General features: G+C 44.1%; 19 protein-coding genes. 17 read left to right on the plus strand and 2 right to left on the minus strand.

The window, feature by feature from the left end; genetic code table 11:
• Positions 1-1,002 precede the first annotated feature (1,002 nt).
• On the plus strand, positions 1,003-1,206 hold the full coding sequence (locus ACFRAK_RS11160) for a hypothetical protein (protein WP_387598170.1): 204 nt from the start codon (positions 1,003-1,005) through the stop codon (positions 1,204-1,206).
• A 118-nt stretch (positions 1,207-1,324) separates the two neighbouring features.
• Complete coding sequence (locus ACFRAK_RS11165; RefSeq protein ID WP_387598167.1) at positions 1,325-1,633, plus strand: hypothetical protein; 309 nt, start codon at positions 1,325-1,327, stop codon at positions 1,631-1,633.
• Positions 1,634-2,141: 508 nt separating this feature from the next.
• Here the strand turns inward: ACFRAK_RS11165 and ACFRAK_RS11170 are convergent.
• The gene (locus ACFRAK_RS11170) at positions 2,142-3,413 is read right to left on the minus strand and encodes a replication-associated recombination protein A (protein ID WP_387598165.1); all 1,272 of its coding nucleotides are present in this window, start codon (positions 3,411-3,413) and stop codon (positions 2,142-2,144) included.
• 600 nt (positions 3,414-4,013) lie between these two features.
• Between ACFRAK_RS11170 and cymR the strand changes: the two genes are divergently transcribed.
• The 15 genes from cymR to ACFRAK_RS11245 all read left to right on the plus strand — a co-directional run bounded on the left by cymR (position 4,014) and on the right by ACFRAK_RS11245 (position 17,750).
• Positions 4,014-4,433 (plus strand): cysteine metabolism transcriptional regulator CymR, encoded by a 420-nt coding sequence (gene cymR, locus ACFRAK_RS11175; protein WP_034308657.1) that lies wholly within the window; start codon positions 4,014-4,016, stop codon positions 4,431-4,433.
• A 60-nt stretch (positions 4,434-4,493) separates the two neighbouring features.
• Positions 4,494-5,639: a cysteine desulfurase family protein gene (locus tag ACFRAK_RS11180; protein ID WP_387598162.1), complete on the plus strand. Its 1,146-nt coding sequence runs from the start codon at positions 4,494-4,496 to the stop codon at positions 5,637-5,639.
• A gap of 29 nt (positions 5,640-5,668) precedes the next feature.
• Complete coding sequence (gene mnmA / locus ACFRAK_RS11185; protein WP_387706695.1) at positions 5,669-6,784, plus strand: tRNA 2-thiouridine(34) synthase MnmA; 1,116 nt, start codon at positions 5,669-5,671, stop codon at positions 6,782-6,784.
• A gap of 122 nt (positions 6,785-6,906) precedes the next feature.
• Positions 6,907-7,572, plus strand: a complete 666-nt coding sequence (locus tag ACFRAK_RS11190) for a tetratricopeptide repeat protein (protein ID WP_387706693.1) — start codon at positions 6,907-6,909, stop codon at positions 7,570-7,572.
• A 36-nt stretch (positions 7,573-7,608) separates the two neighbouring features.
• Positions 7,609-10,014, plus strand: a complete 2,406-nt coding sequence (recD2, locus tag ACFRAK_RS11195; protein ID WP_394571746.1) for an SF1B family DNA helicase RecD2 — start codon at positions 7,609-7,611, stop codon at positions 10,012-10,014.
• 90 nt (positions 10,015-10,104) lie between these two features.
• A complete protein-coding gene (locus ACFRAK_RS11200) occupies positions 10,105-10,671 on the plus strand; it encodes a LemA family protein (protein ID WP_141992124.1) in 567 nt (188 codons plus the stop codon).
• Positions 10,671-11,441 (plus strand): TPM domain-containing protein, encoded by a 771-nt coding sequence (locus ACFRAK_RS11205; protein WP_260284769.1) that lies wholly within the window; start codon positions 10,671-10,673, stop codon positions 11,439-11,441. Before ACFRAK_RS11200 ends, ACFRAK_RS11205 begins: the two co-directional genes overlap by 1 nt.
• Complete coding sequence (locus ACFRAK_RS11210) at positions 11,413-11,745, plus strand: hypothetical protein (protein WP_394571747.1); 333 nt, start codon at positions 11,413-11,415, stop codon at positions 11,743-11,745. Before ACFRAK_RS11205 ends, ACFRAK_RS11210 begins: the two co-directional genes overlap by 29 nt.
• Before the next feature lie 28 nt (positions 11,746-11,773).
• Entirely contained in the window at positions 11,774-12,232 is a 459-nt protein-coding gene (locus ACFRAK_RS11215; protein WP_387598150.1) for a PRC-barrel domain-containing protein, read from the plus strand.
• Complete coding sequence (locus tag ACFRAK_RS11220) at positions 12,222-12,437, plus strand: hypothetical protein (protein WP_063233024.1); 216 nt, start codon at positions 12,222-12,224, stop codon at positions 12,435-12,437. Before ACFRAK_RS11215 ends, ACFRAK_RS11220 begins: the two co-directional genes overlap by 11 nt.
• 229 nt (positions 12,438-12,666) lie before the next feature.
• Positions 12,667-13,743, plus strand: a complete 1,077-nt coding sequence (locus ACFRAK_RS11225) for an AI-2E family transporter (RefSeq protein WP_394571748.1) — start codon at positions 12,667-12,669, stop codon at positions 13,741-13,743.
• Positions 13,744-14,050: 307 nt separating this feature from the next.
• Positions 14,051-16,687, plus strand: coding sequence for an alanine--tRNA ligase (gene alaS, locus ACFRAK_RS11230; RefSeq protein WP_387598146.1), 2,637 nt, complete (start codon positions 14,051-14,053; stop codon positions 16,685-16,687).
• A 66-nt stretch (positions 16,688-16,753) separates the two neighbouring features.
• Positions 16,754-17,023, plus strand: a complete 270-nt coding sequence (locus ACFRAK_RS11235; protein ID WP_034311358.1) for an IreB family regulatory phosphoprotein — start codon at positions 16,754-16,756, stop codon at positions 17,021-17,023.
• Positions 17,023-17,448 carry a Holliday junction resolvase RuvX gene (ruvX, locus tag ACFRAK_RS11240; RefSeq protein ID WP_034308633.1) on the plus strand — a complete coding sequence of 142 codons (426 nt, stop codon included), beginning with the start codon at positions 17,023-17,025 and terminating at the stop codon, positions 17,446-17,448. The genes ACFRAK_RS11235 and ruvX overlap by 1 nt, the downstream gene beginning before the upstream one ends.
• 11 nt (positions 17,449-17,459) lie before the next feature.
• A complete protein-coding gene (locus tag ACFRAK_RS11245; protein WP_063232962.1) occupies positions 17,460-17,750 on the plus strand; it encodes a DUF1292 domain-containing protein in 291 nt (96 codons plus the stop codon).
• Between the two features lie 195 nt (positions 17,751-17,945).
• Here the strand turns inward: ACFRAK_RS11245 and ACFRAK_RS11250 are convergent, their stop codons facing one another.
• Positions 17,946-18,101: a hypothetical protein gene (locus tag ACFRAK_RS11250; protein ID WP_207437078.1), complete on the minus strand. Its 156-nt coding sequence runs from the start codon at positions 18,099-18,101 to the stop codon at positions 17,946-17,948.
• Between the last annotated feature and the right edge of the window lie 297 nt (positions 18,102-18,398).

The following is an 18,398-nucleotide window of genomic DNA, read 5'->3' on the forward strand; positions in this document are numbered from 1 at the left end:
TAGTATAATTTACTATTTTATAATACCTTTACCATATTTTGGTGTGTTGTTTACTAGTGATTAGAACAGATCTGAGGGGGTAGGAATTTAGATTCATTAAAAGTTTAATGCAGTGACCGATTGAGAAATCTACATTTTTTTCGTTGCTTATTGTGTAATTTGGCCTAGTGTTTATTTTTTTGTTTACATTCAGATATTTAGAGATGGCAAGTCTTTTTATAATCTGGATCTTACAGCCATTTATTATATTCTCTTTGATTTGTTTAGACTATGAAGGGAAGATGCGATTGTGGATTTACAATTCCCAGGCTGCAGCGATGTTGTTTGGACGTAAAATATTGTGACGGCGGTAAGTTTTGTCATTACTTATGTTAATGGTGTTTTTATGGGGAGTGTTTCATGAACTCGAAAGGATTCAGCGGCTTTTTGTGTCACTTCAGTGATGATATTTGGGCTGTACCGGATTTTAGTGGTTCGTCGATGTAGTAAATCGAGGGAAGCCTATATTAGTGCTGGCGCACCGGTCGTATGATCGGACGAACCATTCTCAGGGTTGGGCGTTATGGTCCGGAAGGCGATTGTACGAAGCTTGCTGTCTTACACGATTTTGTTAGGCAAATGGTTATCATGAGAACATCCTTGATGAAGTCATTCTGATTAAGGATGGCGAGATCATCGCAAAGGGAATTGTCGAGGGCCTTCTTCACGAAAGTAGCGGGTAATCGGTGTTCGGTTGGCTTAAGGGACATTCATAGCTAATATGAAGGAAAAATAATAATGTGGCTTCGGAAAAGATTCCGAGGTTATTTTTTTGTTTGCAAGGAGAGAAGTTTTTCAATCTAATGAATTTGACCAGTTAAAATGGACTTTCTGAATTTTGCAAAACGGATGGAGTGTTACTTTAAAATGGGTGATTAGGAAAGTCCCTATTAGAAAGAAGGCGCATATATATGCAGTACGGATATCCCTAAAGAATAATGAATATTGGAGGCTAAAGAATAAATGGAATATTTAACGGAAAGTTCAGCATACGAAAGTGAATCAACGGAAAGCTCTTCGTACGAGAGTGAATCAGCGGAAAGCTCTTCGTACGAGAGTGAATCAACGGAAAGCTCTTCGTATGAGGGTGAATCAACGGAGAGATCAGCGGATGAGGATGAATCAACGGAGAGATCAGCGGACGAGGATGAATCGACGGAAAGCTAATCGGATTTAATAAATATTTAAATTAGAAGATTACTTTAAAGTGGGTAATAAGCCAAGTTCCTATTAGATATGAATATGGATATCCCTGAGGATAAAATATATTGGAGGCTAAGAATAAATGGAATATTCAATGGAAAGTTCAGCGTACGAAAGTGAATCAACGGAAAGCTCATCATACGAGAGCGAATCAACGGAGAGTTCATCGAACGAGAGTGAATCAACGGAAAGCTCATCAGATGAAAGCAGTTCAACGGAAAGTTCATCAGATGAAGGGAATTCAAATGAAATCCTTCCTGAGGCCGCAGAGGAAATTGAAAATTCAACAGAGGAAGAGGAGGATAGCCGTCCTCGCCGTGTGAATGTATTTAAGAAAATGTGGCTGGAAAATATGATTAAAGCTTCGAAGGGTATTTATAAAGAAGATTGACTACACAGGTACAGCAACTAGAAGTTGTTGTGCCTTCTTATGGAAAGGGACATGCCGTTAGCAGCGGTAATTGACATATCCTCTTACTAAGTACGTGCTGATGAAACCTTAACGAAGCTAGGCGATTCAAAGGGAATTTAGCCTAAGAGTTAAAGGTCTGGCCGGAGCGTTTAGCTGACAGTTGTACATACTGCTTGTGGATGATTTGGACACAATGGCTTACTGTTTGGATATAGGTTGTTTTTTATGGCCTCCAAATTTATTGGTCAATCTATCTGGAATTCTCTGGAATTATTCATCTAGTCGGGATTTTAATAGAAGGAAGTTTCGAAATGATGTTCGAAAAGGAGAAATCTTGACTGTGCCGAAATCGAATGTAGCTGTACACTTTTCAGCGAAAGTTGGCATCATTGATGGTGAATGTTCAAGGGGAGGAGGCTTTTGTCAAAAGGCATGTTAAAAGTTTTCATTTTTCACAAAAAAACTCCAGATCTGAAGTGATCCGGAGTTATTTTTTCTTCTCGATATTTTCGTAGACCGAGGCAAGGGCTTGTTCAAATTTTCCGCTCTTTTTCGGTTTGTAATATTTTTTGCTGCGCAGTTTGTCCGGTAAGTATTGTTGCTTCACCCAGCCATTCTCGTAGTTATGGGGATAAAGGTAGTCGATGCCTCGTCCGAGATCTGTGGCTCCTTTGTAATGGGCATCCTTAAGATGATTTGGTACATCTCCACTATGGCCGCTGCGTATGTCGGAAAGCGCTGCATCAATTGCGACAATGGCCGTGTTTGATTTAGGTGATAGGCATAACTCGATCACTGAGTTGGCAAGTGGAATCCGGGCTTCGGGAAAACCGAGTCGTTCAGCGGCTTCGACTGCAGCGAGGGCCCTGGGACCAGCCTGCGGATTGGCAAGAGCTATGTCCTCGTAAGCGATGACTACCAAGCGGCGGGCGATGCTGACAAGATCACCGGCTTCGACCAAGCGCCCCAAATAATGAAGGGCTGCATTCACATCACTGCCGCGAATTGATTTTTGGAAAGCCGACAGTACATCATAATGGGCATCTCCATCCTTGTCATGTGAGAAGCTTTTTTTCTGCATGCATTCCTCGGCAATTTGCAGATCTATATGAATGGTTCCGGATTCATCGGGTTCGGTGGAAATGACGGCGAGCTCAAGAGCGTTAAGTGCACTGCGGACATCTCCGTTCGAAGCGGTCGCGAAATGGGTAAGGGCATCAAGGCTGACATCGGTTTTATACGCACCAAGCCCCCGCTCTTCATCATGAAGTGCCCGTTCCAGGGCTTTGGTTATATCATTGGTATCCAATGATTTGAGCTCGAAAATCTGGCACCGGCTTCTGATGGCCGGATTGATGGCATGATAGGGATTGCTGGTTGTTGCACCGATCAAGGTGATCATCCCGTTTTCGAGATAAGGCAATAGGAAGTCCTGTTTCGCCTTATCGAGTCGATGAACCTCATCGAGCAGCAGAATCACTTTTCCGGACATCTTAGCCTCCGCTGCGACGATTTCCATATCCTTTTTATTATTGGTCACCGCGTTCAGCGTCCGGAAAGCAAACTTCGTGCTTCCGGCAATCGCACTTGCAATAGATGTCTTGCCAATTCCCGGCGGACCATACAGGATCATGGACGAAAGCTGTTTGGCTTTCACCATCCTCGCGATAATTTTTCCTTCACCGACCAGATGCTCCTGACCGATGATCTCATCAATCGACCGAGGCCGCATCCGGAAAGCAAGCGGTTTTATATTCATTGCGCACCTCTCCTTTTTATATAAGGTATCACAACTGATGGGGGAAATGCGCTGATTATGCTGTAAAAGAAGGCGAATTCGATTATGGCAGTTCCTTTGGGGATTTAATTTGTGCTGTAAGGTGATAAATCGAGACCTATCCTTCTATGAGGGAATTTAATAGATAAACTCTGCCTTTAGTCTGGCTGGTATGGGCTGGTTTGTAATGGTAGGTTTAAAAAGGTATAGAAAGTCATGAAGTGCTGAAATGTGAGCAACAAGGGAAATGTCCAAATAGGTACGGAAAATCCGCTTTCTTGATTGCCGCTCCAGGGAAAATGCAGAATACTTCGGTTCGGAGGCGGTAATCGGAATTCTATCATTCTCTAGCGGCTTGGGGATATAAGGAATGTGACCAACGGCAATAAATTCGATAATCGTTTTCGTTATATTTGTTATTTAATTCAATTTTTGAAAGCATTCATTCTTTTCTTTCATTTATCCTACCTCTCCAATTAGGATAATTTGACAAATGGAGGGCGGGTGAATGCATTTCCGGCGGGAATATGCTATAATTTCAAAAGAATTTAGAAACGGATAAATAATTTGAGGTGTATATGTATGAAGATATCTACTAAAGGCCGTTATGGTTTGACGATCATGATCGAGCTTGCTAAACATTATGGAGAAGGACCGAAGAGTTTGAAATCGATTGCCCAGACGCATAATCTTTCGGAGCATTATTTGGAGCAATTGATTGCACCGCTTCGTAATGCGGGGTTGGTGAAGAGTGTCCGCGGTGCGTATGGCGGGTATGTCCTGTCCAAAGATCCTCAGGAGATTACTTCGGGTGATGTCATTCGTGTATTGGAAGGGCCGATTACCCCTGTTGAAGGAATTGAGGATGAGGAGCCGGTTAAGCGCCAGCTTTGGATCAGGATCCGCGATGCAGTGAAGGATGTATTGGATAATACGACGCTTATGGATTTGGCGAGCTACAAGGATACGGGTGAAATCGATTCTTATATGTACTATATTTAATTGATTAGCAATGCGCCTATTATGTAGGCGCTTGCGTTTTTTAATGGAGGCGACAAAAAAGTGGACAGAATATACTTAGATCATGCTGCGACTTCACCGATGCATCCGAAGGTGATCGATAGGATGATGACAGTCATGAGCCATGACTTCGGAAATCCATCGAGCATTCATGCTTTCGGGCGGGAGGCGCGCCATGTTTTGGATGAGGCACGTTCGAGTGTTGCGGCTAGCATCGGTGCGGGGCGGAATGAAATCATTTTCACGAGCGGTGGAACCGAGGCTGATAATACGGCGATCATAGGTGTTGCGAATGCCTATAAAGAAAAAGGGAAGCACATCATTACGACGGAGATCGAGCATCATGCGGTTTTGCATACATGCCAATACCTTGAGAAGTCTGGCTTTGAGGTCACGTATTTACCTGTGAATGAAGCTGGGCTTATTTCAATTGCCGATTTAAGGGCGGCATTGCGGGACGACACGATTTTGGTTTCGGTCATGTTCGGCAATAATGAGGTTGGAACGATCCAGCCGATTGCTGAAATCGGACAGCTGCTTAAGGGGCATCAAGCCATTTTCCATACGGATGCGGTTCAGGCATATGGTTTGATCTCTATCGACGTTCGCGAGTTGGGTGTGGATTTGCTGAGTGTATCCGCGCATAAAATCAACGGTCCCAAAGGAATCGGTTTTCTTTATATGCGTGAAGGCTTGAAGCTGAATCCGCAATTATATGGCGGTGAACAAGAACGCAAGCGCCGTGCTGGTACGGAAAGTGTGCCGGCAATTGCCGGTTTTTCAGAAGCTGTTTCAATTGCACAAAGCACGATGGAAAAGAAAAAGGAGCAATACAAGCGATTTAAAGACGTATTGCTTGCCGTCTTTGCTGAGGCGGATGTACAATATGAAATTAACGGATCTATGGAACAGTCGCTGCCGCATTTGCTGAATGTCAGTTTTCCGGGTACGAATGTGGAATCGATGCTCGTCAATATGGACTTGGCAGGTGTTGCTGTATCGAGCGGATCCGCTTGTACTGCTGGGTCAATCGATCCGTCGCATGTGCTTGTGGCGATGTTCGGGAAGGATTCGGAGCGGACGAAGAATTCGATTCGTTTCAGCTTCGGTCTGAACAATACGGAAGAGGAAGTAAGGCAGGCGGCTGAAACCACCGTGAAAATCGTTAATAGATTAGTGGGAAGATAATTCCCGCTTTAAATAAATGAGGTGACAGAATGAGAAAAGCACCACAGGACACCCGCGTCGTCGTGGGTATGTCAGGAGGCGTGGATTCTTCTGTGTCAGCCCTGCTATTGAAGAATCAAGGCTATGATGTGGTCGGGATTTTCATGAAGAACTGGGATGATACAGATGAAAACGGAGTTTGTACGGCAACGGAAGATTACAATGATGTAATTGCCGTTTGTAATCAAATCGGCATCCCTTATTATGCGGTCAATTTCGAAAAGCAGTATTGGGATAAAGTTTTCACTTATTTCTTGGATGAGTATAAAGCGGGCCGTACCCCGAATCCGGATGTAATGTGCAATAAGGAAATCAAGTTCAAGGCCTTCCTTGAACATGCCGTAAGCCTTGGGGCCGATTATGTGGCTACAGGTCATTACGCACAGGTTGAATACCGGGATGGCGAATACAAAATGCTTCGCGGTGTTGATAATAATAAAGATCAAACGTACTTCTTGAACCAGCTTACTCAAGAACAGTTGGAAAAAGTCATGTTCCCGCTTGGGCACATTGATAAGAAGGAAGTCCGTGAAATTGCGAAGGAAGCAGGCCTTGCCACGGCAACTAAAAAAGATTCCACCGGGATCTGTTTTATCGGTGAACGCAATTTCAAAGAGTTTTTAAGCAATTACCTCCCAGCTCAGCCCGGTGATATGGTCACGATGGATGGCAAGGTGATGGGCAAGCATGATGGTTTGATGTATTACACCATCGGTCAGCGCCACGGTCTGGGGATTGGCGGCAGCGGCGAACCTTGGTTTGTTGCGGGAAAAGACTTGAAGCGCAATGTTTTATATGTGTGTCAAGGCTTTGATAATGATGTGCTGTATTCGAATTCCCTTCGTGCAGTGAATGTCAGCTGGGTAGCGGAACATATACCGGCTGGTGAATTTACATGTACGGCAAAGTTCAGGTACCGTCAAGTGGATAGCGGGGTTAAGGTGAAGGTATTGGAAAATGGTGATGTCGAAGTCATCTTTGACGAGCCAGTCCGGGCGATCACACCTGGACAAGCAGTCGTATTCTATGATGGTGAAGTGTGCCTTGGCGGCGGTACGATTGATGAAGTATTTAAAAAAGGTGAAAAACTGACTTACGTAGGGTAAAATAAGCATGTCCCCAGCTGTGTTTGCGGTTGGGGACTTCTTTTGGATTGCGGGTGTACCGCCTGAATTCGTCCACTGGCTTATGCTATACTTTTTAATATAAAAATGGAGTGTGAATGGATATGGATAAGAATCAACAAGGAATTGAATTTATGCAGCAAGGGAAATACGAAGAAGCGGCGAAAGTTTTTAATGAGGCGATCGAGGAAAATCCGAATGAGCCTGTTGCCTACATAAACTTTGGGAATGTATTGACTGCCGTGGGTGAAACGGATAAAGCGGTCAAGTTTTACAAAAAGGCGATTGAGCTGGATGAAAATGCAGCAGCGGCTTACTATTCATTAGGGAACTTATATTATGAATCCGATTCTAAACTGGTCGAAGCGAAGGATATGTTTGAAAAGGCAATCCGTTTGGGACTGGATAACAGCGATGCCTACTTCATGCTTGGATTGACCTTGATGGCGTTAGATCAACCGAAATTGGCAATGCCTTATTTACAGAGGACGGTGGAGCTGAGCCCTGAGGACGTTGATGCGAGATTCCAATATGCGCTTTGTCTTGCCAATGCGGAATTGTATGATGAATTGATCAATCAACTGAATTTAATTGTGGAACAGGATCCGGGCCATGCGGATGCTTATTATAATTTAGGCGTTGCGTTTGCAGGGTACCGTGAGGATGCGCAAGCGGCGATGGGTTATTTTGATAAGGCTTTGGAAGCACAGCCAGACCATATGCTTGCTGCGCACGGAAAGAAACTGATGGAAGAAATGAATGCTGAGTAAATAAAATGCATATGCATGGAAAGGTGGGGAGAAGCGTTGAGCCAGCAAGATTCGTTGGATTTGTTTTCAGAAGAGAAAATGTTCATGAAAGGAAGTCATTTAGTGACGATCTTTCATAATGAAGAAAACATGTACTCGGTTGTAAGAATTCGCGTGCATGAAACGAATCTGAATTATGAAGAGAAGGAAGCTGTCGTAACAGGGTATTTTCCAAGGATGCATGAGGATGAAATCTATATTTTTTATGGGGCCATGAAGGAACATCCGCGTTTTGGCCTTCAATACCATGTAGAGCATTTTCGCAAGGATCTGCCTCAATCCAAGGAAGGAATCGTCAGTTATTTATCCGGTGACCTTTTCAAGGGCATCGGGAAAAAAACAGCTGAAAGCATTGTTGAGACACTGGGTGAAAAGGCAATTTCAAAAATTCTGGCTCAGCCTTCGCTACTTGATGACATCCCGAAGCTATCCGGGGAAAAGGCAAAGGGGCTCTATGATACATTGGTCGAGCATCAAGGGCTGGAGCAGGTGATGATTGCCCTGAATCAATATGGCTTCGGTCCGCAACTGTCGATGAAAATATATCAAATGTATAAGCAGGATACGATCACGATGGTTCAGGGAAATCCGTATAAGCTTGTTGAGGATATTGAAGGGATTGGCTTTGGAAGGGCGGATGAGCTTGGGCATCAGCTGGGCATTTCCGGCAGCCATCCCGATCGAATCAAGGCTGCGTGTTTGTATACACTTGAATCACAATGCCTCCAGGACGGAAATATCTACATAGAAGCCGAGCAGCTATTGGAGGCTGTCAAACGTCTTCTGGAGGAAAATAAACGGGATCGTATTGAGTTCACGAACATTTCCTCGGAAATAATCGAATTGACGCAAGAGGGGAAAATAGTTGTCGAGGATCAACGGATTTATCCGCCTTCGCTATTCTATTCGGAAAAGGGAATCGTGATGAACATCAAGAGGCTGCTTGCTCAAACCGAGTATGAGGACCAGTTCCCGGAATCGGAGTTCTTGCTGGCACTTGGGGAGCTGGAAGAACGGCTGGATGTATCTTATGCACCGGCCCAAAAGGAAGCGATCCAAACAGCCCTGCAATCACCCATGTTAATCTTGACGGGCGGACCTGGTACCGGTAAGACGACAGTCATCAAAGGCATCGTTGAGCTATATGCAGAGCTGCATGGTGTATCCATGGATATTAACGATTATAAAAAAGAAGGAAGCGATCCATTTCCATTCGTACTTGCGGCCCCTACTGGCCGTGCAGCGAAACGAATGGCCGAATCGACTGGGCTCCCGGCTGTTACGATTCACCGTTTGCTGGGGTGGAACGGGAGCGAAGGCTTTTCCCATGATGAGGATAATCAGCTGGATGGCCGTATCGTGATCATCGATGAGGTTTCCATGGTGGATACGTGGCTGGCCCATCAATTGTTTAAAGCTCTGCCGGAAAATGTCCAAGTGATATTGGTTGGTGATGAAGATCAGCTGCCATCTGTTGGACCTGGGCAGGTTTTAAAGGATTTGCTTGCATCGAATTGTGTACCGACTGTCAGTCTGGAACATATTTATCGTCAAGCTGATGGCTCATCGATCATTGAATTGGCCCATGAAATCAAAAAAGGAAGGCTTCCGGATGATGTCACGAAACAGCAAGAAGATCGATCGTTCATTCGCTGCCAAACTGGTCAAATCCCCCAAGTAATCGAGAAGGTGGTTGCCAATGCGAGGACGAAAGGCTTCACGGCCAAGGATATACAGGTGCTGGCTCCCATGTATAGAGGGCCTGCAGGGATTGATGCCCTGAATAAAATGCTTCAGGAAGTGTTCAATAGCAATGCGAATGAGAAGCGGCGGGAAATAAAATTCGGAGATGTGATATACAGAACGGGAGATAAGGTGCTTCAACTGGTGAACCAGCCGGAGGAGGGAGTCTTTAATGGCGATATGGGTGAAATCGTGTCCATCTTGTTCGCTAAAGAAAATACCGATCATGTCGATAAAGTAATCATATCGTTCGAAGGCATCGAAGTGACTTACACGAAACAGGACTTGAACCAGATTACACATGCCTATTGCTGCTCCATCCATAAATCGCAGGGAAGCGAATTCCCCATTGTCATTTTACCTGTAGTGAAAAGTTATTATCGGATGCTCCGCCGTAATTTATTGTATACGGCGATTACCCGCAGTAAAAATTTCTTGATCCTTTGTGGTGAAGAAGATGCATTCCGTTTAGGGATCGAGCGTAATGATGAGATGCGCCGGAAAACGACTTTGCGTGAAAAGCTGCAAGAGATTTTGAGTGAAGGAGAAATTCCGGCGGAAAAGGAAGAGGTACATCAACAATCAAGTTATCTTGATATTCTCATGCATGCTGATCCGATGATCGGGATGGAGAATGTCACGCCATATGATTTTATGTAGCTGGTTCTATTTGATGAATTTTGTTTAAAATTCATAGTTTTGGTGGAACTATAGAATATAACTTTTTTGTGAAAGAGTAGGGGGGATTGGATGAAAAAGGGTTGGATAATAGGAATAGTCGTTGTCGTTTTACTGGTCATTTTTGGTGCATCTTCGTACAACGGCCTTGTAAGTGCCAGTGAAGACGTCGACAATAAATGGTCACAGGTGGATAACCAATTAAAACGGAGAGCGGATTTGATTCCGAATCTTGTGGAAACGGTGAAGGGTTATGCTTCGCATGAAACGGAAGCCATTAAAGCGGTGAGCGATGCACGCTCGAAGCTGGCTGGTGCCAATTCGACTGAAGATGCGATTGCAGCCGACCAACAATTAAGCGGGGCCTTGAGCCGGCTTTTGGTAGTTGTCGAGAACTATCCGGATTTAAAGGCCAATGAGAACTTCAAGGGTCTCATGGATAGTTTGGAAGGAACGGAAAATCGGCTGACTGTTGCCCGAAAAGACTATAATGATGAAGTTACCAACTATAATAAAATGATTAAACGCTTTCCGAAGAATGTGATGGCAGGGGCGTTCGGGTTCGATGCCAAACCATATTTTGAAGTGACCGATCAAGAAAAAGAAACGCCAAAGGTTGATTTCGGGAGCGATAAATAATGAAAAAACTCGCTGTGTTTGCGCTATTCTTCATACTCACGTTCAGTTTAGCAAACGTGGCCGCAGCACAACCTAACATTCCTGAACCAATTGGGGATATTTATGTTCAGGACTTTGCCGGAGTCCTGAGTGAACAGGAAAAATCCGAACTCATCGAACTAGGGAAAAGATTGGATGATGCCACAAAAGCACAAATTTCCGTTTTGACGGTTGATTCGATGGAAGGATCCGAGATCGAGGAGTACTCGGTCGAGGCATTGAGATCATTCAAGCTTGGGGATGCCGAGCTGAACAATGGAGTCCTCATTGTGCTGGCCATGGAAGAACAGAAAATCCGTATTGAGGTGGGGTACGGTTTGGAGGGGGCCATTACCGATATAAAATCTGGACAGATTTTGGACGATGTGGCTATCCCTGCGCTGAAAGAGGGTAAATATGATGTGGCCCTGACGGAAACCTATAAGGCCGTTTATAACGATGTCACGAAAGAATACAACCTGGGTGACGAGTTTTATCAAGATCTTTCCGTTCAGCCTGAGTCAGAAAACTTTCAGCCATCAGGTTTACAGATTTTCCTGATTATCATCGTTGTCATCATCGTATTCATCCTCGATGCCAAGTTCTTTAAAGGATTTTTCCTTCAAACGCTAATCAATATCCTTTTGATATTCATCAGTCGCGGAGGCGGGGGCCGTGGAGGCGGAAGCGGCGGTCCACGGGGCGGCGGAGGAGGAAGTTCCGGTGGCGGAGGTTCCAGCAGAGGATGGTAAAGCAGTGGGTCTGACCGGGAAACCGGTCTTTTTTTATGCTCTTTTCGTAAAGATTGTTGTTTTTAAAACGAAACGATTTAAGGTTGATTGGAGCGGAAGTGCGAGACTCCTGCGGGAGCACCGCCCGCCCCGCGGAAAGCGAGCAATGGAGGGGAAATCAACCACACCGCATTACTTGGTGAATAACCAACAAAGTATGCGAAAACAGCCTTTTTTTATGTCTGTTCCCTGTATTTATAATATGGAAGTTGGACCAACAATGGAAAACCTTTCAGCACATCTATTTTCAGCAGGAAAGAGATAATAAAAATGTTCGGAAAGGCGGGATGACCTTGCGGACGTTTTCTTTATTGAAAGGAATGCCGGTTTTTACGATCAAAGGAGAAAGAATCGGCACGGTCCACGATTTGTCAATTTCTGAAATGGGACAAGTAACGGGGTTGGTCGTTCATCAACAAGCATTGTTCAAAAGAGCTTTTCATTTGGAACTTGACGGTATTTCTTCATTCGGTCCGGATGGGATCGTGATCAGGCAACAAGATTCTACCTTAAGTAAAGTGCCTGCGGATTCCATTTGCCTATCGAAGGACGAGTTATTGGGGCGCATGCTTTTTTCAGAAATGGGTGAAGAACTTGGTTTACTGCAGGATGTATATTTCAAGGAGAAAATGGGCACGATTATAGCGTATGAAACAACGGATGGATTTTTCTCTGAGTCGACAGTGATAGAATCAAAACAGCCGCCTGCATTAGGGAAGGATACCATCATTGTTTCAGTTTATGAACAGTGAGGTGTCCATTTTGGAAATTAAATGTCCGAATTGCCGCAGTAAAGATGTCGGGAAGATTGGTGTAAATCAATATTATTGTTGGAATTGCTTTATTGAAATGACCCTATCCGAAGGGCTTATTAATACGCATCAGGTCGAGGAAGATGGAAGTTTAAGCTCATTGGACGATTTGTTTGAGGAAAATGACCGCCGCTTCAGTATGTAATTAACGGAAGAGGTGTTTGCAAATGGCTAGACGTTCACGCAATACTCTAATGAATATGGGTTCGGACTTGATGAACTCGAAGATGATCAAACGGAACATGAAGAAAATACGCAAAAGATTAAAATCATTATTATAGCAGGAATGGGTGTCCTGAATTAATGAGGGCACTCTTTTTTATGTATGAAAACCTTCCGCCTTTCGAAGAATAAATAAGCGGGAGGTGTTTATTGTGAGTATTCGTTTAAAATGGTTTTATCGCCTGGGTTTTTTATTGCTCTTATTTTTCGTTATCTATATTTTTATGAAACTCAAACCCATGTGGGGACCTGCCGTTACTGTATGCGTGACGGTACTGCTGCCTTTTTTGATTGGTGCGTTCATCAGTTACTTGCTGCACCCTGTAGTGGAATATTTAAATGAGAAAGGGATGCGCCGCTGGCTTTCGATTACGATCATCTATTTGTTGTTTTTCGGAGGGATCGGCTTTGCTGTTTATAAAGGTATTCCAATGATTGTCAGCCAGGTTCGCGAGCTGTCGGAAAGCGTGCCGGAACTGGTTGAACAGTACCGGGGCAGGATTGATAAGCTCAATCATCAAACGGCGGCCTGGCCGTTCGGAATTCATGAAAGATTCGAAGAAGGTGTCACCCTTTTCGAAGGTTGGCTGAAGGGTATACCTGAAATGGCGATGGAGTATGCAATGAAGATGATTGATTTCATCGTCCTGATTGCTTTGATTCCATTCATTGCTTTTTATATCCTGAAGGATTTCACTGTGTTAAAAAAAATGGCATGGTATATGACCCCGAAAAAATGGCGCAAACAGGGACGGGCTTTCGTTCGTGATGTGGATGCGTCGCTTGGCGGCTATATCCGCGGGCAAATCATCGTTTGTGCCGTGATCGGTTTGATTTCCTCGCTGCTCTTCTGGTTAGTCGGAATGAAATATCCGCTTCTATTGGGGGCGATAATCGGAATAACGAATGTCATCCCGTATTTCGGGCCGATTATCGGGGCCATTCCTGCAGTGGTCATCGCCGCGACAATGTCAGTTAAAATGGTGTTGATCATTGCGGTCATCGTGCTCGTACTTCAATTTCTTGAGGGAAATATCCTGTCACCGTTAATTGTCGGTAAAAGCCTCCATATGCATCCCCTGTTCATCATGCTTGCATTATTGGCGGGGGGCGAAATAGGCGGTATCGTGGGCATGGTCGTTTCGATTCCCCTCTTGGCTGTGTTGAAAGTTTTTGTACTTCATGCCCGCGTTCACTTTAGAAAGAAGCCGCCCCTTATTGACAAATAAAAGTCTTGTGAATATAATCCTTTACATAAGATAATTCGTTGAAGGATGAAGTATGCTGAAGTCCATCTAAAAGAGAGGGGTCCCCCAGGCTGAAAGGGACTGCCAGGTGAAGAGCAGCAGAAAGCTAGTCCTGAGAGCAGCTAATACCTGCCGTCATGCCGCGTTAAGGCTTTTATGAAGGTGATGGGCCTAGGTGAATTCCTGCGTCCATAATCAGGGTGGTACCGCGAGTCAACTCTCGTCCCTGTTTTTGGGATGGGGGTTTTTTGTGTGCTCAAAATTACATAATTTTAAAAGGAGGATATATATGAAGTATTTAACTGGTGCTCAAATCCGCCAAATGTATTTAGATTTTTTCAGTGAAAAAGGCCATAACATCGAACCAAGTGCGTCATTGGTTCCTCATGAAGATCCATCATTGCTTTGGATCAATTCCGGGGTGGCGACGTTAAAGAAATATTTTGATGGACGGGTGATTCCAGAAAATCCAAGGATCACAAATGCCCAAAAGGCCATCCGTACGAACGATATTGAAAACGTGGGGAAAACGGCACGTCATCATACGTTTTTCGAAATGCTCGGAAACTTCTCCATTGGTGAATACTTCAAAGAAGAAGCCATTACATGGGCTTGGGAGTTTTTGACGGATGAAAAATGGATTGGCTTCGACAAAGAGAAATTGGCTGTGACGATCCATCCTGAAGATGATGAAGCATTCGAACTCTGGAATAAGAAAATAGGTGTTCCTGCTGAAAGGATCATTCGCCTGGAAGAAAACTTCTGGGATATTGGTGAGGGTCCAAGCGGCCCGAATACAGAGATTTTCTATGACCGGGGACCGGCATATGGCGATGATCCGAATGATCCGGAACTATATCCAGGCGGGGAAAATGAACGTCATCTGGAAGTCTGGAACCTTGTGTTTTCTCAATTCAACCATAATCCTGATGGTTCTTACACACCTCTTCCAAAGAAGAATATCGATACAGGAATGGGCCTTGAACGTATGGCTTCCGTCGTTCAAGATGTGGCGACGAACTATGATACAGATTTATTCATGCCGATCATCCGGGCAGTCGAAGAGATTTCCGATGTGAAGTATGGTGCCGATACAGAAAAAGATGTGGCCTTCAAGGTCATTGCCGACCATATTCGTACGGTAGCCTTTGCAGTAGGCGACGGGGCTCTTCCATCCAACGAAGGCCGCGGTTATGTATTGCGCCGTTTACTTCGCAGAGCGGTTCGATATGCTAAGCAAATCAACATCAATCGACCATTCATGTTCGAGCTTGTGACGGTCGTAGGCGAAATCATGAAAGACTTCTACCCTGAAGTCCTCAAGAATAAAGAGTTCATTGCAAAAGTAATCAAAAATGAAGAGGAACGCTTCCATGAAACCCTGAATGATGGACTGTCCATCCTTTCTGAAGTCATTAAAAAGGAAAAGGAAAAAGGCGGTACGACCATTCCGGGCAGTGATGCATTCCGTTTATATGACACATATGGTTTCCCGATTGAGTTAACGGAAGAATATGCAGAAGAAGAAGGCATGACGGTCGATCAAGCCGGATTTGAAAAAGAGATGGATGCACAGCGTGAACGTGCCCGTTCAGCGCGTCAAGATGTGGATTCGATGCAAATCCAAGGCGGGGTATTGGGCGATATAAAAGTTGAAAGTGAATTTGTCGGCTATGATCAAGTAGCTGTCGAAGCCACAGTTGCTGCCATCGTAAAAAATGGCGAGCTTGTAACGGAGGCAGAAGAAGGAGAAGAAGTTCAAGTGATACTGAACAAGACTCCTTTCTACGCGGAAAGCGGCGGACAAATAGCCGATATAGGAACGATGGCCAGTGAATCCGTGAAGGTTGATGTCCTTGATGTCCAAAAAGCTCCTAATGGACAAAACCTGCACCGTGTAACGGTTACTGCCGGCACTTTAACAGCAGATTCCAATATCGTTGCTGCGGTAAATCAAGAAAACCGCATCCATATCACGAAAAACCATACAGCGACGCACCTTCTGCATCAGGCGTTGAAAGATGTGCTTGGTACACATGTCAACCAAGCTGGTTCACTCGTACAGGCTGAGCGCCTTCGCTTCGACTTCTCTCATTTTGGCCAGATAACGGCGGAAGAGATTGAACAAATCGAAACGATTGTAAATGAAAAGATTTGGCAAAGCTTACAAGTGAATACGGACTATAAAAACATCGATGAAGCAAAGGCTATGGGCGCAATGGCCTTGTTCGGCGAAAAATACGGCAAGATTGTCCGTGTCGTTCAAATAGGTGATTACAGCCTAGAACTTTGCGGCGGTGTCCATGTTCCGAATACAGCGGTAATCGGCTTGTTCAAAATCGTTTCCGAAAGCGGCATCGGAGCTGGGACCCGCCGTATAGAAGCGGTAACGGGTGCCGGGGCATACCAATTGATGACTGAGCAAATCGGTGTCTTGAAGGATGCAGCTGCTAAATTGAAAACAAACTTGAAAGACGTACCTTCAAGAATTGAAACGGTACTGGCAGAAGTGAAGGATCTTCATCGTGAGAATGAAAGCCTAACTGCAAAATTAAGCAATATCGAAGCAAGCAGTCTTGTTTCTAACGTAAAAGAAGTAAATGGGGTTCAAGTATTGGTGGCGAAGGTTCAAGCTACCGACATGAATAATCTGCGTGCCATGGCGGATGATTTGAAACAAAAGCTCGATTCTGTCATCATCGTATTAGGTTCGGCGCAAGGTGATAAAGTCAATTTGATTGCCGGGGTGACCAAGGATTACATCGATCGCGGTTTCCATGCTGGTAAATTGGTCAAAGAAGTTGCTTCCCGCTGCGGCGGCGGCGGCGGCGGCCGTCCAGATATGGCCCAAGCCGGCGGAAAAGACCCTGAAAAATTGGATGCAGCACTTAATTTTGTTGAAGAATGGGTCTTATCGATTTCATAATCAATGGAAAGTGTTGTACAATGTAGGTAATAGTGGATTCTGGACGCTGAGGAGAGGTGCATGTTAATGAGTTCCTTTGATAAAACGATGAAATTTAATTTTCCCGAAGAACCATTCGAAAGAGATGTACAAGAAGTACTGTCTCAAGTATATGTTGCACTTCAGGAAAAAGGTTATAACCCTATAAACCAGATTGTCGGTTATCTATTATCTGGTGACCCGGCCTACATCCCGCGCCATATGGATGCTCGGAACATTATTCGTAAGCTTGAACGCGATGAAATCATCGAAGAATTGGTTAAATCGTATCTTAAGAACCATCGAGAGGAATACTAATGCGCACAATGGGACTTGATTTAGGTTCAAAAACCATAGGCGTTGCCCTGAGTGACGCGATGGGTTGGACTGCACAAGGATTGGAAACGATCAAAATTAACGAAGCTGGAAATGACTTCGGCTTTAAACGCCTCAATGAAATTATAAAAGAGCATGATGTTTCTAAAATTGTCCTCGGTTTACCTAAAAACATGAATGGGACTGTTGGACCGCGGGGCGAAATCAGCCAAGATTTCGCTAAACGATTAGAAAACAAATTCAAGCTGCCGGTGTTTCTCTGGGATGAACGGTTGACAACTATGGCGGCTGAACGTGTCCTTCTTGAGGCGGACGTGAGCCGAAGCAAACGCAAGAAAGTCATTGATAAAATGGCTGCTGTCATGATTCTGCAAGGATTCTTGGACAGACAAACAAATTCAATATGAGGTGAATACTAATGGAACACGGCGAAAACAACATTACAGTAGTAGATGAAAACGGAAACGAGCAGCTTTGCGAAATCCTTTTCACATTCGATTCAGATAAATTCAACAAATCTTATGTACTTTATTATCCGATGTCTGCAGAAGATGACGAGGAAGAAATTGAAATCCACGCTTCATCATTCGTACCAAGCGAAGATAATAAAGATGGTGAACTTACACCGATCGAAACAGAAGAAGAATGGGATCTTGTTGAAGAAATGTTAAATACATTCCTTGACCAAGAAGAAGCTGAAGAAGAATAAGATTAGAAAAAAACCGGCCCTAAAGGTCGGTTTTTTTTGACAAAAGGACAAGGTGATTGGAACGTGTGTGCGAGAATCGTGCGGGAAAGCGAGTGCCTGAAGGGAAATCATCGTTTGTACATACCTTTAAAATCCGTATTCGATTTTCAGTCTGAACCCGCCTCCATAAATGTTCATGTATGTTCCGGTAACCCCTTATCTTTTCTTTGCGAATAAAAGTATAAATGTAGCGAGCGGACCCAAAAATAATGATAGCAAGAACCAATTCAATGCCGTTCTATTTTTTCCTTGAGCAAGTCCGGCGTTTATGAGTGCCAATGTCCCCCAACCTACAAAATAAGAATTATCCAACTCCTTCACACCTTCCTTCATCTTAAATGAATAGTACCATTCCTACATGAATATTCCTGTCATTTCCTGAAATGCCTAACACATTCAGGGAAAAAATTAGAGCGCATCTTTTAAGCTGAAGAAATTAGATATAACTATATTCCTGTTAAATAACATCTGAATATTGACAAAACAAGTGCATTTTTGCCATAAATAGAGTATTAATGAATGTAGTTTTGCAAAAAACATGTAATTATTTGTTGATTTTAGTATAATGTTCGAAGCGAAGATTAATTAGAGAAAGCATCATCAAGATAC

The sequence above is a fragment of the Peribacillus sp. NPDC056705 genome (genome assembly GCF_043656335.1).